The sequence below is a fragment of the Streptomyces sp. NPDC047130 genome (assembly GCF_040643475.1).
Lineage (GTDB): Bacteria > Actinomycetota > Actinomycetes > Streptomycetales > Streptomycetaceae > Streptomyces.
Map to the genome: position 1 here is coordinate 146,621 of NZ_JBEYUK010000006.1, position 12,978 is coordinate 159,598.

13 protein-coding genes are annotated in these 12,978 nt (G+C 72.5%); 9 read left to right on the forward strand and 4 right to left on the reverse strand.

Annotated elements, in window-relative coordinates:
- Nucleotides 1–24 precede the first annotated feature (24 nt).
- Nucleotides 25–255, reverse strand: coding sequence for a hypothetical protein (locus ABZ836_RS11185; protein WP_361141357.1), 231 nt, complete (start codon nucleotides 253–255; stop codon nucleotides 25–27).
- 441 nt (nucleotides 256–696) lie between these two features.
- Here ABZ836_RS11185 and ABZ836_RS11190 point away from each other — a divergent pair, with 441 nt between their 5' ends.
- The 5 genes from ABZ836_RS11190 to ABZ836_RS11210 all read left to right on the forward strand — a co-directional run bounded on the left by ABZ836_RS11190 (nucleotide 697) and on the right by ABZ836_RS11210 (nucleotide 4,971).
- Nucleotides 697–1,200, forward strand: a complete 504-nt coding sequence (locus tag ABZ836_RS11190) for a DUF6188 family protein (protein ID WP_361141359.1) — start codon at nucleotides 697–699, stop codon at nucleotides 1,198–1,200.
- A gap of 12 nt (nucleotides 1,201–1,212) precedes the next feature.
- Nucleotides 1,213–1,491, forward strand: a complete 279-nt coding sequence (locus ABZ836_RS11195; protein ID WP_361141360.1) for a DUF6000 family protein — start codon at nucleotides 1,213–1,215, stop codon at nucleotides 1,489–1,491.
- Between the two features lie 590 nt (nucleotides 1,492–2,081).
- Nucleotides 2,082–2,807, forward strand: coding sequence for a glycoside hydrolase family 11 protein (locus ABZ836_RS11200; protein ID WP_361141362.1), 726 nt, complete (start codon nucleotides 2,082–2,084; stop codon nucleotides 2,805–2,807).
- A 147-nt stretch (nucleotides 2,808–2,954) separates the two neighbouring features.
- Nucleotides 2,955–4,685, forward strand: a complete 1,731-nt coding sequence (locus ABZ836_RS11205) for a serine/threonine-protein kinase (RefSeq protein ID WP_361141364.1) — start codon at nucleotides 2,955–2,957, stop codon at nucleotides 4,683–4,685.
- A 61-nt stretch (nucleotides 4,686–4,746) separates the two neighbouring features.
- Complete coding sequence (locus tag ABZ836_RS11210; protein ID WP_361141365.1) at nucleotides 4,747–4,971, forward strand: cold shock domain-containing protein; 225 nt, start codon at nucleotides 4,747–4,749, stop codon at nucleotides 4,969–4,971.
- Nucleotides 4,972–5,034: 63 nt separating this feature from the next.
- Here ABZ836_RS11210 and ABZ836_RS11215 read toward each other — a convergent pair whose 3' ends face one another.
- Both ABZ836_RS11215 and ABZ836_RS11220 read right to left on the reverse strand, forming a co-directional pair.
- Nucleotides 5,035–6,873 (reverse strand): DUF262 domain-containing protein, encoded by a 1,839-nt coding sequence (locus ABZ836_RS11215; protein ID WP_361141367.1) that lies wholly within the window; start codon nucleotides 6,871–6,873, stop codon nucleotides 5,035–5,037.
- Between the two features lie 324 nt (nucleotides 6,874–7,197).
- Nucleotides 7,198–8,793: a protein kinase gene (locus tag ABZ836_RS11220; RefSeq protein WP_361141369.1), complete on the reverse strand. Its 1,596-nt coding sequence runs from the start codon at nucleotides 8,791–8,793 to the stop codon at nucleotides 7,198–7,200.
- A gap of 306 nt (nucleotides 8,794–9,099) precedes the next feature.
- Between ABZ836_RS11220 and ABZ836_RS11225 the strand changes: the two genes are divergently transcribed.
- On the forward strand, nucleotides 9,100–10,122 hold the full coding sequence (locus ABZ836_RS11225; protein ID WP_361141371.1) for an aldo/keto reductase: 1,023 nt from the start codon (nucleotides 9,100–9,102) through the stop codon (nucleotides 10,120–10,122).
- Between the two features lie 148 nt (nucleotides 10,123–10,270).
- Here the strand turns inward: ABZ836_RS11225 and ABZ836_RS11230 are convergent, their stop codons facing one another.
- Complete coding sequence (locus ABZ836_RS11230) at nucleotides 10,271–11,227, reverse strand: Rieske 2Fe-2S domain-containing protein (RefSeq protein WP_356130575.1); 957 nt, start codon at nucleotides 11,225–11,227, stop codon at nucleotides 10,271–10,273.
- Between the two features lie 404 nt (nucleotides 11,228–11,631).
- On the opposite strand from ABZ836_RS11230, the gene ABZ836_RS11235 reads away from it, so the two are divergent.
- The 3 genes from ABZ836_RS11235 to ABZ836_RS11245 all read left to right on the forward strand — a co-directional run bounded on the left by ABZ836_RS11235 (nucleotide 11,632) and on the right by ABZ836_RS11245 (nucleotide 12,963).
- A complete protein-coding gene (locus tag ABZ836_RS11235) occupies nucleotides 11,632–12,240 on the forward strand; it encodes a M23 family metallopeptidase (protein ID WP_356130573.1) in 609 nt (202 codons plus the stop codon).
- A 160-nt stretch (nucleotides 12,241–12,400) separates the two neighbouring features.
- Nucleotides 12,401–12,622, forward strand: coding sequence for a hypothetical protein (locus ABZ836_RS11240; protein WP_356130571.1), 222 nt, complete (start codon nucleotides 12,401–12,403; stop codon nucleotides 12,620–12,622).
- Between the two features lie 86 nt (nucleotides 12,623–12,708).
- A complete protein-coding gene (locus ABZ836_RS11245) occupies nucleotides 12,709–12,963 on the forward strand; it encodes a hypothetical protein (protein WP_356130569.1) in 255 nt (84 codons plus the stop codon).
- The last annotated feature ends 15 nt before the right edge of the window (nucleotides 12,964–12,978 follow it).

Consider the following 12,978-nt stretch of genomic DNA (forward strand, 5'->3'; position numbering starts at 1 on the left):
CGCCGAGGCCCCTCTTGCGCCTCGTCATGGGAAGCAGGTGATGGAACTGGCGGTACACCTCCGTCCACTCCAATGTGGTTCGGCGCTACCAGTAGCGCCACGCCCCGGCACCAGCCACGTCACCGCCAGCGACACCTCGACCCCCTCGTCCTGGTCGCCGGGCTCGTCCGGGGCGAGCGCCTGGCGGACCTGTTCAATCTGCCGCTCGATGCCTTGCAGGTTCTCATGGAGGTCCATGGTCACCACACCGTCCACGGTGACCTTCCGTGCGCCGGTCCACGCGCTGGGTGTCCTCCACCAGAATCTGCATAATTGTAGTGGCCAACAGGTGGACGGTGAGGGCGCGCGCAGCAACTGATCCCCGACGACCGTAGAACCGCTCTGCGCCTGGCCAGCGCCGCGGGCGGCCCGCCTCAGCCGGACGCCCGCGACCTGTAGTTCAACCCACGCGCGTCTTCGGCAGGCGCAGCGACGTGGCCACCGTGAACGCGTCTGCCCCGGTCCCGCGTGGCCCGCCCCAACCAGTCCTTACATTGCGGCTCCTGCCCGGGACACCAATCTGCGGTAAGTACTCCTACTCCAATCGAACACACGCCCGCAAAACGAGCTGCCCGTTCATCCCCGTCCCCCGTTCCCATGTTCGGGGTCCCCTGCCGGGGGCACACTGTGTAAGTGTGCCGAGCCCCGCCACCAGCGATGTCGCTGAGGCGGGGCTTTTGCGTGTGCGGGGTTCGGGTCAGCGGGACTGACTTGCCCAAGCCCACGAATGGTGCGGTGGTGCCCAACGCTCTGAAGCCATTCGCGCACGACGACTCGTGGACCCTTCCCCTGCGAGGCGTGAGCGTCACGCACATCACGATTGCTTTCCGGCTGGCGTTGGTCTTCGAGGCTGACTGGGAGGTTCCCCTGGAAGGGCCGGCACATCTCTCGAGCCGTCCCCTCCACAACGGCTCCGCTCCGTCGTTGCTTCCCGAGCGTCGGGAGGTCGCGGCGGCTGTTTTCGTGTTCGGCTCCAAAGTGCAGTCCGCGGTGGCCTTCCGGGCGGGAGCGCTCAGCATCGTGTTCGCCGACGGGGCGCACCTCTACTGCGTAGCTGACCCGTCCTTCGAGGCCTGGCAGGTCACCGGCCCTGACGGATGGCGCTTCCTCTCCCAGCCCGGCGGATCCCTCGCAGTGTGGGCTCACACTTCCCAGGGGTGACGCTGGTGCACCATGCCCTTCAGTTCTTGCGCAGCTGTGGCCAGGGGCAAGGGCAGCAAGCCCCCGGCCGCGGGGGGAGGGTTCCCCGCCATCGGTGCACTTCTGCTGCTCGACGCCAGGCTCGGTGCCGGTCGGGCGGCCCAGTTCCTCACTCCGGAAGGCCTTTGGCAGGGCTGGATCGACGGGCCTCCCAGCAAAAGCCACGGCGCCCCCGGCCATTACCGTGAGTTCATCGGCCAACTCTGCGGTTTCGTCGATGAGGGCGCAAGGCATTGCGTGGCAAGAAGATGACGGCGTAGGTCTCGGTGACGCGCTTGCCCCTCCCAGGCAAGGGGCCGTGCGGGGGGCCGGCGGTCAGTGAACGGGGCCGGGCTCGCGGACGGCACTTCCAGCGCCGTTGTCTCGTGCCGACGCCACCGCGCCCCAGTCCCCTGCGGTCGCGGTGGATGACTCCGGCTTCGCCGAGCTGGGCCGGCCGATCGGTCGGAAAGGGCCTCGTCCGGCAGTAGGAGCTTGCAGGTTGGCGAAACTTTCGGAAGGTCCGAACACATTCTCGCCTTGCGTGGCACGGAATGCCATGCCGCGGGGATGCGGGGGCGATCGATTCTCTGCCTGAGCTGGGGTGATGTCGATCCAGGGCGCCGCGGCCGCGCTGGATACGTTTCCGAAAGAATGTCGAAAGCGTTGACAGGTCCATGCGGCTCTACAAAAAATGTGGCCCGCCGACGACCGCGGTCCGTCGTCCCGCTCGCCGCTTCGGGCGTGCGGGACGCCTGTCGGTCGGTACCGCACGACGGCGGGGGCCCCCGCCACGTTCCATGCAAGGCCGCCGGGCGGCAACAGCCGTCCGGTCCCCCACCTGCCTTCATCCGGAGGACAGCATGCGCAAGGACGACGGCACGCAGCAGCAGGACCAGAGCCGGCAGAGCATCCTTCCCCCCGGCCTGAGCCGACGGGGCTTCCTCGGTGGTGGCGCCGCCGCGCTCGCCACCGCCTCGGGGCTCCTGCTGCCCGGCACGGCTCACGCCGCCACCACCATCACCACCAACCAGACCGGCTACGACGGCATGTACTACACGTTCTGGACCGACGGCTGCGGCTCCGTCTCCATGACGCTCAACGGCGGCGGCAGCTACAGCACCCGGTGGACCAACTGCGGCAACTTCGTGGCCGGCAAGGGCTGGAACACCGGTGGCCGCAGGACGGTCCGCTACACCGGCTACTTCAACCCGTCGGGCAACGGCTACGGCTGCCTCTACGGCTGGACCTCGAACCCGCTGGTGGAGTACTACATCGTCGACAACTGGGGCAGCTACCGGCCCACCGGCACCCACAAGGGGACGGTCTACAGCGACGGCGGCACGTACGACATCTACCAGACGACCCGGTACAACGCCCCGTCCGTGGAGGGCACCAAGACGTTCCAGCAGTACTGGAGCGTCCGGCAGTCGAAGGTGACCAGCGGCTCCGGCACCATCACCACCGGGAACCACTTCGACGCCTGGGCCCGCGCGGGCATGAGCCTCGGCCAGTTCAAGTACTACATGGTCATGGCGACCGAGGGTTACCAGAGCAGCGGCAGCTCCACCATCACCGTCAGCGGCTGACGTCTGCCGGGTGATCGCACGCAGGGGCCGCGGGTCCCGTCCTGACAAGGACGGGACCCGCGGTCCTTCGAGGGGTCCGACGGGCGCCTCGTCGGCCCTCTTCTAAGCTGCTGCGCGGGGACGATCATCAGACTTGGGGGTGGCCGTATGAGCCGGACGGCGGAGGTGTTCCAGCCGTTGAGGGCGGAGGACCCGGCGGCGGTGGCCGGTTTCCGGCTGGCGGCGCGGCTCGGGGCGGGCGGCATGGGCGTCGTCTACCTGTCCCACACGCAGGGCGGGCGGCCGGTGGCGATCAAGGTCGTACGCCCCGAACTGGCGGACGACCCGGACTTCCGGCGCCGGTTCGGCCGGGAGATCAAGGCGGCCCGCCGCGTGCGGGGCGCGTACACGGCGGAACTGATCGACGGGGACGCCGACGGCACGCCGCCCTGGCTGGCCACCCTGTACGTGCCCGGGCCCTCGCTCACGGAGGCGGTCGCCCGGCGCGGGCCGCTGCCGGTGACGGCGGTGCTGTGGCTGATGGCGGGGGTGGCCGAGGCGCTCCAGGCCATCCACGGTGCGGGCATCGTGCACCGCGACCTGAAGCCGTCGAACGTGCTGCTGGCCGCCGACGGGCCCCGGGTGATCGACTTCGGCATCGCGATGGCCGCCGACGGCACCGCGTACACGGCCACGGGCGGCGCCATCGGCACGCCCTCCTTCATGGCTCCGGAGCAGGCGGTCGGCGAGGAGGTCACGGCGGCGACGGACGTCTTCGCGCTGGGGCAGACGGCGGCCTTCGCGGCGCTGGGCAGACCGCTGTACGGCGAGGGGTCGGCCGTCAACCTGCTGTACCGCATCGTGCACTCGGAACCCGACCTGTCCCAGGTGCCCGAGCCGCTGCGCCCGGTGCTGGCACGCTGTCTGGCCATGGACCCGGCGGAGCGGCCCACCCCGGCGGAGGTCGTGGAGTGGTGCCGGGAACGGCTGGACGCCGAGGAGGCCGACGGTGCGGTCGGCGCGGACGGCGCCGGCACGGCCGGGGCCGGGGCGCCCCTCGCCTGGCGGGAGATCGCCGGCCCCGAGGTCACCGTGCCGGCGCCCGCGTCCGAGCAGGCGCCGCTGGTCGCCACGCAGCGGCTGGACGGCCTTCCGCAGCCGACGGTGGCGTGGCCCGGGCCCCCGCCGGGGTGGCAGCGGCCCCGTCGGCGCCGCTCCGCGCTGCTCACCGGCGTCGGTGTGACGGCGGGCGCGCTGCTGATGGCCGCCCTGGCGTGGAAGGTCGTGGACGTCAGCGGCGGGCTGGGTCGCCTGGTCGTCGGGGAGGCCGCGGACTCGGGGGACGGTCGTATCGAGGCGCGGGAGTCGGTGTCGCCGGAGGATGCGGCGGGTTCGGGCGGTTCGGCGGGCTCGGCGGCCGACTCCGCGGCGGAGGAGGGCTCGAAGGCGGCCGACGACAAGGGCGGGGACGGCGCGGGCGACGGCTCGGGCTCCTTGCCGAGGACGCCGGAGAAGCCCGTCGCCACGCCGTACGCCCAGGTGTGGGTGGATGCGAAGAAGTCGGTCGACCTCGCGGACCCGAAGGAGCAACTGCCGGGTGACAAGGGCGAGATCCGGTTCGGCTGCGCGAACGCCGGCTGTGAGCTGAAGAGCGACTCCGCGGTGTTCAGCTGGCTGCCGGGCGATCCTGGCCAGGGCAGCTACGACACGTGCAGCATGATGCTGGAGCACGCGAAGGCCCGCACGCTCCTCCTGGCCGCGATGGCCAACGGCTCCGAGATCTGCGTCAAGAATTCCAACGGGGACATTGCCTTGATGGTGATCCAGGTCAAGTCGACCGCGATGCCGGACCTCGCCTTCCTCACGGCGGACATGACCGTCTGGCGGAAGGCGGACTGAGGCGGCCGCCGCCGCTCCGGCTTCCGTCTCCGTCGCCCTAGGATCGGGCCATGGAGTACCGATGGTGACCGCGACGGTCCGCGAGTGGCGTGACGAAGAGGGATGGGGCGTTCTCGACTCGCCGGAGACGCCGGGGGGTTGCTGGGGCCACTACTCGCACATCGAGCGGCCGGGCTTCCGCACGCTGTCGCCGGGTCAGGTGGTGCTGCTCCAGTGGGAGGCACCCGGTTTCCGGCAGGACGGGTACGAGTACCGGGCGGTGCGGATCGTTCCGCGGGCCCGGTGACCTGCGGGCCGGCGGGACCCACTCGGACTGCCCCGGCCGGTTCCCCGTCGGCCGGGGCGGGCGTCAGACGCCCGCGGCGACCCCGGCCTCCGCCGCCGCGATCGCCGCCTCCGGGCGCTGACCGGGGATGTGGTCGTCCACCACCGGCTTGCCCATCGCCGCGGCGATGTGGTCCTGCAGCACCTTCCGCCGGGCCTCGAAGAAGGCGTCGAAGTCGTCGCACCGGATCAGTTCCGGGTCGGCGAGGTGGGTCCGGATGCGCTGCTCGACGCCCTCGGGACTGGTCTCCGCCGCCTTGGCGAGGCGCTGGAGGTATTCGGAGGGCGCGTGGCCGCCGATGATCCGGTTGGTACGTGCGGTCAACGGGGTCTTGTTGACGACGGAGTTGTAGACGGAGCGTTCGTAGCCGTTCTTCCTGCACCATGCCTGCGGGAAGATGTGATGGATGTCCATCGCCTCGTCGAAGTAGACGCTGACCTCCGCCTTCTCCCCCGTGCGCCAGTCCACGGCGCCCGCCTTGAGCAGAAGCGCGTAGATGCCCTTGTAGGCGGCGCTCTGCCGGGTCCGCAGGGTGAGGAGGCGGCTGGCGGCGAACTGGGCCTGGGTGACCGTGCGGGGCTCGGTGGTCGAGCCGCGGATCCAGTCGACGACGTCGGGCAGGTCGAGGTTGAACCGGGTCTCGGTGGTGGTGCCGTAGAGCTCGCCGAACACACCGCACCAGTACCAGCGGGCCAGCTTCTCCTGGGCGCCCGCGGTCTCGGCGTCCTGGCCGGCGAGGGCGAGGATCGCGGCCAGCGGGATGAGCTGGGTGCCGTACGGGAGGAAGCGGGTGTCGAAGATGAACTGCTGGCGCAGGAACTTGGCGGCGGACTTGAAGCCGGCGACGACGTCCGGCGCGTACCGCCGGTACTCCTCGAGGCCGAGCGCGAGCATGTCCTTGCGCTTGCAGCCGATACGGGGCAGGCGTTCCTCGTCGGTGCCCGCCTCCTGCTCACGGCGCCGACGCTCGGCCGTGGCCAGCAGGGTGACCGCCTGGAGGAAGTCGGTGTTGGAGACTTCGCGGAGGATGGCGTACTCGGGAGCGTCCCAGGCCGCGCGGCACTCCTCCCAGTGGCGGCGGAGGTCGAACTCGTCCGCGGCGTAGGTCGCGGTCAGCAACTCGAAGACGGTCAGGGTGACTCCGCCGGTGTTGACCTTCTCGAAGACCTGGCAGACGGCCTGGCGCGGGGTTCCCTGGCCGAGCTCGATGACCGGGAAGTGGTAGAGGTCGAACGACCGGATGAAGCCGTCGCGGAAGCCGTACCACAGCTCCATCGCGTCCTGCGCGAAGCCCCAGTGGCGGGCGAAGCCGTCGCCCCAGGAGTTGTCGAAGAGGCAGCGCAGCGGGAAGACGCGGTGCCGGTACTCCAACTCCCTGGAGGAGAAGTCCTCCAGCACCTCGCCGCGGAAGTTGACCACCTGGCGGGAGGCGGGGACGAACCGGATCGCCTCCTCACGGTCCTCGTTCTCGTCGAGCGCCTTGACCATGTCGACGTAGAACCAGCCGGACACCCGGCGCTTGCGTTCGTCCTGGGTCACCACGGGACTGTCCATGGCGATGGACTGGAAGAGGGAGGTCAGCCGCTGCTGCCCGTCGAGGACCAGTGACTCGGGCAGCGCCTGCTGACCGGGGTCGGCCCCTTCGATGGGCCGGTACTTGAACCGGACGTCGCCGCCGCCCTCGAGCAGCATCACCGTCCCGATCGGGTAGTTGAGGGAGACCGGCGCCAGCAGACTCGCGATGTTGGGCCAGGGCCAGACCCACCCCCTCTGGAACTCCGGCAGCTGGATCTTCCCCGCTCCGACCTGCTGGAGCAGGTCCCGCAGGGGCCGCTTGTCGATGCTGAACGTCTCGGTCGCCACATGTCCTCCTTGTGCAGCACAACGCCTGCGGGGGCGCTCGGTCACCGGATCGGGGGTACGGGCCGTCCGGGTCTCGCGGGTAGCCTGCTCGGCATGTCGGACCGTTCCGTTCCTCCCTGCCCCGAGTGCGGTGAGCCGCTCAAGGTCGGCGCCATGGCGCTCTGTCTGCGTAAGGAGGACGGTCGACGGGTGTGCCGTGCGGTGTGGGGGTGCGCCCGTCGGCATGTCTGGTGGAAGTGGTCGGACCGTCCGGACGAGCCGCTGGAGCGGTGCCCTTACCCGCAGTTGCTGTGAACCGACCGGGCGGCTGGGCCTCGTGTCGGGTCAGCCGCGGCCCTTGCCGGTGCCGGTGTCCTTGCCGGTGCCGGTGTCCTTGCCGGTGTCGTTGTCGTTGTCGGTGCCCTTGCCTGCGCCCTTGCCTGCGCTGTTGTCGGCGCCGTTGCCGGGCTGGGCGGGCTGGTCCTGCGCGGCGGGAGGGCGGTGGGCTTCGGGCGTCGTGGGGGTCGTGCCACCGGTCGCCGGGGTCGCCGCGCGGGCGGCGGGGCCGCGTGCCACGGCGGGGGCGGCACGGTGGGTTCGCGCGGTCCGGTCTGCTGTGTCGGCGGTGGCCTCGTCCGCGGGTGCGGAGGCCGAGGCGGGGCGCACCCGGGGGGTCGGCGGGGCCGACACGTGGCTGTTCCCGGGGTCGGCGCCGGGCGCGGAGCGGTGTCCCGGGGCGGCGGCCGAGGCGCGGTCCGCGCCGGTGCCACTGGTGCCGGGGGCGACGGCGACGGTGGTCCCCAGGGCCACGGTGAGCGCGGCGAGGACGGTGCCCACGGCCAGGCGGCGGTTGTGGCGGGGGCCCCCGAGGCGGGCGCGCCGGGTGACCGCGACCGGGTGCTCGGCGTCCGGGCCGGCGGCTCGGGGCGCCTGGGCGAGTGCGGGCGACGCGAGCGACGCGGCCACGGGCTCGGGCTCGGGCTCGGGCGACGTGATCGCCTCGGCCGGCGTGGGCGCCCCGGCCCGTGCGGGCGACGCGGCCCGTGCGGACGCCCCGCCCGGTGCGGGCGACGCGGCCCGTGCCGGGTGCGGTTCGGGTGCGGCGGTCAGGGTCGTGAGGGTGCGGGCGCACTCGTCGGCGGTGGGGCGGGCCGCGGGGTCCTGGGCGGTCATGGCCCGGAGGAGGGCGACGAGGCCGGCCGGGAGCCCGTCGGGGATCGCGGGCGGGCGGTGGATGCGGGCGATGGCCGCCTCCAGCGGGGTGCCCGTGTACTCCGGCGTGCCCTTGAGGCACTCCAGCAGGACCAGGCCCAGCGCGTACACGTCGGCGGCGGGACCGATGCGTCCCCCCGCGACCTGCTCGGGCGCCAGGTAGGCGGCGGTGCCGGTGAGCACGTCCGGGGCCGTGTGCCGGGTGGTGTCCACCAGGCGGGCGATGCCGAAGTCGGCGAGGTGCGGGGCGCCGTCCGCGTCGAGCAGCACGTTGGACGGCTTGACGTCACGGTGGACGATGCCGGCCCGGTGCACGTGGGCGAGGGCCCGCGCCAGGGCCGCGCCGAGAGCCGCCACGCGTGTCCGGGGCAGGGCGCCGCCGGCCAGCAGACCGCCCAGGGTGGGGCCGTCGACCAGCTCCATGACCAGGTAGGTGCGGTCGTCGCGGCGACCGATGTCGTAGAGGGTGACCAGACCGGGGCCGTGCAACTGGGCGAGGAGGACGGCCTCTTCGGCGAGCCGGTCCTCCGTCTGCGGCTGCGGGCCGGGCCGGAAGACCTTGACGGCGACGGGCCGCTGCAGGCGGGTGTCGACGCCTTCGTAGACGTCGGCCATCCCTCCCGCACCGATCTTCGCGCCCAGCCGGTACCGGTGGGAGAGGACGTGGTCGGCCCACGGATCCGCCGGAACCGGCGCGAGCGGCAGGTCTGCTGGGCGGCGGTCCTTCATCTGGATCTCCGTTGCTGTGGCCGCGTACCGGACTCGGCTCTGCGCCGTGGCGAAGCGGGTACCCCGGGGTCCTGTCGAATATCCGGACGAAATCGGCGCCACCTCAGGACCTTCACCGGACGGACGAACGGCTTTCAGGTCCGAGCCGCCGTCAGGACGCGCCCCGGCGCGGCGGTCCCGGCGCGGCGGTCCCGGCGTTCTCGCCCGGAGGGCGCGCCCTCTCTCTAGCGTGGACGCCAGGACGGGAACGGGGCGTTCGCGGTGCGCGGCGTCCCGATCGGACGAGCGCCACGGAGGTACGGCACGGTGACTCTCGACAAGGTGCGCCTCGGCCAGGACGGCAACGGCCCGGAGGTCGGTGTCCAGGGGCTGGGGTGCATGGGCATGAGCTTCGCGTACGGGCCGACCGACGTCGGCGAGGCCCGGGCGACGCTGGAGCGGGCGCTGGAACTGGGCGTGACGCTCTACGACACCGCGGACATGTACGGGATGGGGGAGAACGAGCGGTTCATCGCGCCGTTCGTCGCCGCGCACCGTGACGAGGTCACCGTGGCGACGAAGTTCGCGATCCGGCTCGACCCGGAACGGCCCTCCTGGCGCGGGATCCGCAACGACCCGCCGTACATCCGCGAGGCGGTGGAGGGCAGCCTGCGCAGGCTCGGGGTCGAGGTGATCGACCTGTACTACATGCACCGGCGGGACCCGGCCGTGCCGATCGAGGAGTCGGTCGGGGCGATGGCGGAGCTCGTGCGGGAGGGCAAGGTCAGGCAGCTCGGCCTCAGTGAGGTCACCGGGCCGGAGCTGCGGGCGGCGCACGCGGTGCACCCGATCGCGGCGCTGCAGTCGGAGTGGTCGGTGTTCAGCCGGGACGTGGAGCGGTCCGCGGTGCCGGCGGCGGCCGAGCTCGGCGTGACGCTCGTGCCGTACTCGCCGCTGGGGCGCGGCTTCCTCACCGGCGCGTTCACCTCCGCGCGGGAGCTGGCCGCGGACGACTTCCGGCGCACGCTCCCCCGCTTCACCGCGGAGAACGCGGCACGCAACGCCGCACTGCTCGCCCCCTTGCGGGAGATCGCGGAGGCCCGCTCGCTCACCCTCGGGCAGGTGGCGCTGGCCTGGGTGCACACGCAGGCGGAGGCGCACGGGGTGACCGCCGTCCCGATCCCGGGGACGCGCCGGCCGTCGCGGGTGGAGGAGAACACGGCGGCGGCCTCGGTATGGCTGGACGCGGAGGAGCTGAAGCTGCTGGAGCCGGTGGCGGGGCAGGTCTCCGGGGACCGGTACCCGGGCATGACCTCCACCCCGGCGGAACGGGAGGAGCGGGAGAGCTGAGGCCGTACCACGCCCGGACTGGTCACGTCGGCCCGGGCTGGACCGGGCCGACGTCGGAGCGCCGGCCCGGGCGCGCCACGGCGTGGCGTTGACCGGGGCCGAGGCCGTCGCGGGCGGCGAGGGCGACGGCGCCGGTGGACGCCCCGCGTCAGTCCTCGGCCCCGGTGCCCGCCGGGATCCCGCCCGCGGTGGCTCCCGGTGCGTCGTCCTGCTGCCGCAGGGCGATCTCGACGTGGCCGTCGACGACGCGGGTGTCGAAGGCGGGCTGCGGGGCGGTGGCCGGGCCGCGGACGTTCCAGCCGTCGGAGAGGCGGAAGACGCTGCCGTGCCAGGGGCACTCCACGCAGCCGTCGGCGATCGTGCCGCTGGAGAGGGGGCCGGCGAGGTGGCTGCACCGGTCGGACAGGGCGTGGATCTCCCCGCCCGTCTCGCGGACGACCAGGACCGGCACGTCGTCGACCATCCGCCGCACCGCACGGCCGACGGGAAGGTCCGCCACCGCGCCGACGCGGTGCCAGCCAGCGCCGATCAGGTGCGGGACCTCTTCCGCGTGGTTGGCGCCGGAGGCCTGGCGGTAGGCGAGGTGGCCGCCCAGCATGCCGCCGATCCCGACGGCGGTCAGGCCCAGGAAGCCGAGGACGCGTCCCGCGGTGCTCCGCCGCCCGGCGCCGTCCTTGGCGCGGCAGGCGTAGGAGGCGGCGTACAGGGCGACGGCCGTGTTGTTGGCCCAGGCGTGGACCAGGCCGACGCGCTGCTGCTGGCGGTGCAGCTCGGCCCAGTCGACGGCGCCGGCGAGGGCGGCGGGGACGGCCGTGGCCAGGCCGACGCCGATCAGGAGGCGCGCGTCGCGTGAGCGGCCGGGGAAGAGGTCCAGGACCGCGGCGGACGTCCAGCTGCCGATCGGCAGCTGCACCATCAGCGGGTGCACCGGGTGGCCCAGCCACCTGCCGTGCAGGGCGTCCCGGCCGCTGCCCAGCGGGAGTGCCTTGACGTTCCTGCGGATCTTCTCGATCAGCCGGTCCGCCCTGGGGTCGCGCTCCACGCGGTCCAGCAGCCACAGGACTCGGTTCTGCCGCAGCCTGCGGCGACGGGGGGTGGTCGTCATGGACCGGCGGGTCCCCTCCGGAACGTGCGGCAAACGGCGGCGGCGGGTGCGCCGACCGGTCCGGCGGAGCCGCTCGGGGCCGCTCGGAAACGCCGTTTCCGGTGAGGTGGCCCATAGGGTCCACGTCACGTACTAAGCGGCTTAGGGGACGGCTCGGCTGGCCGGAGCGGGCCGGAGCCGGGCGGGGGCACCCGCGATTTCCGGGGCCCGACCTGCGGGTTTCCGTTTGCTCCTCTTTTGCTTGCTTATGCACCCTTTCCGGCACGTAGGTGCTCATTGACGAAGGAACGTAGTAGATCACACCTTTGTCAAGCCGCCGGCCCCCCGGTTACCAATGAACCCGTCGCCGGGCACCGTCCTGGTCCACCGGCGGCGGTCCCGATCTCCGAGCCAAAGGGTTCTGCATGTTCCAGCGCGTCTCGCTCCGCTCCACCGGTACCTCCGCCCTCCGCACCCGCGCCGCGGTCGTCGCGGCCGGCCTGGGAGCCTCGGTCGTACTCGGCGCCGGAGTCGCGACGGCGGCCGGCGCCCCCGAGGCGGCCGCCCCCGCGGCCGGCACCCACGCGGTGGCCACGGCCAAGAAGGACGTGAAGCCGACCTGGGTCGACCCGGTCAAGCACTACAAGCTGTCCGCCAGCTTCGCCCAGAACGGTGGCATGTGGGCGTCGAAGCACTCCGGCCAGGACTTCGCCGTCCCGACCGGCACCAAGGTCTTCGCCGCCCACGCCGGCACCGTCGTCAAGGCGGGTGGCTGGGGCGCCGGTGACGGCCCCGCCTACGGCAACGCCATCGTCATCAAGCACGGCAACGGCACCTACTCGCAGTACGCCCACCTGTCCAAGGTCCAGGTGAACGTGGGCGACACCGTGAAGACGGGCGAGCAGATCGCGCTGTCCGGCAACACCGGCAACTCCAGCGGTCCTCACCTGCACTTCGAGATCCGCACCACCGCCAACTACGGCTCGGCCATCGACCCGGCGAAGTTCCTCGCCTCCAAGGGCGTCAAGCTCTGACGACCGCGGACCGGCGACGGAACGACCACGGACGGTCGGGCGGCGGGACGCCCCGCGGCACGTGAACGAGAGGCCCTCCGGCACCACGCCGGAGGGCTTCTCGCATCTCACAGTCCACAGGGGCTGCCGGGCGGGCCGTGACAGGCGCATACTGGCGGCAATGACAAAGTCAGCTGCACCCAAGCGCCATCTGCCGACCAGCCCCTTCAAGGCTCCGGCCGCGCCACCCCTCAAACACTTCGCCGTCGGCGACCGCGTCACCCATGACCTGTACGGTCTGGGCCGGGTCGTCGGGATCGAGGACGGGATCGCCGCGCTCGTGGACTTCGGTCCCACGCAGGAGCGGATCCTGAGCCCCTACTTCAAGATGAGCAAGCTCTGAAGCCCTGGAGCTCCTGGAGCCCCTGAAGCCCTGAGAGCTTTCGGCTCGCCCCTGGCGACGCCACCCTTGTCCTCTGCACCGCCGCAGTGCCCGGCCACGGCACCCGGGCCCGCGTTCGTGCGCGCCCGCCCACGAACGGGAGTCCCCTCATCGAACCGTCCTCGCTGTTCTCCGCCCCGGACGGGGCGGACCGGCGCCACACCGCCTCGCCCTCGCCCCGCCCGGCGACCCAGCCGTTCCAGGCCCCGGACTTCGGGGAGGACGAGACGGCGTGGGACGAGGACGCGCAGATCTTCACGCCGGAGGCCTGGGCCACGCCCCAGCGGTCCGTGGAGCGCTAGGGCCGTCGCCCCGGC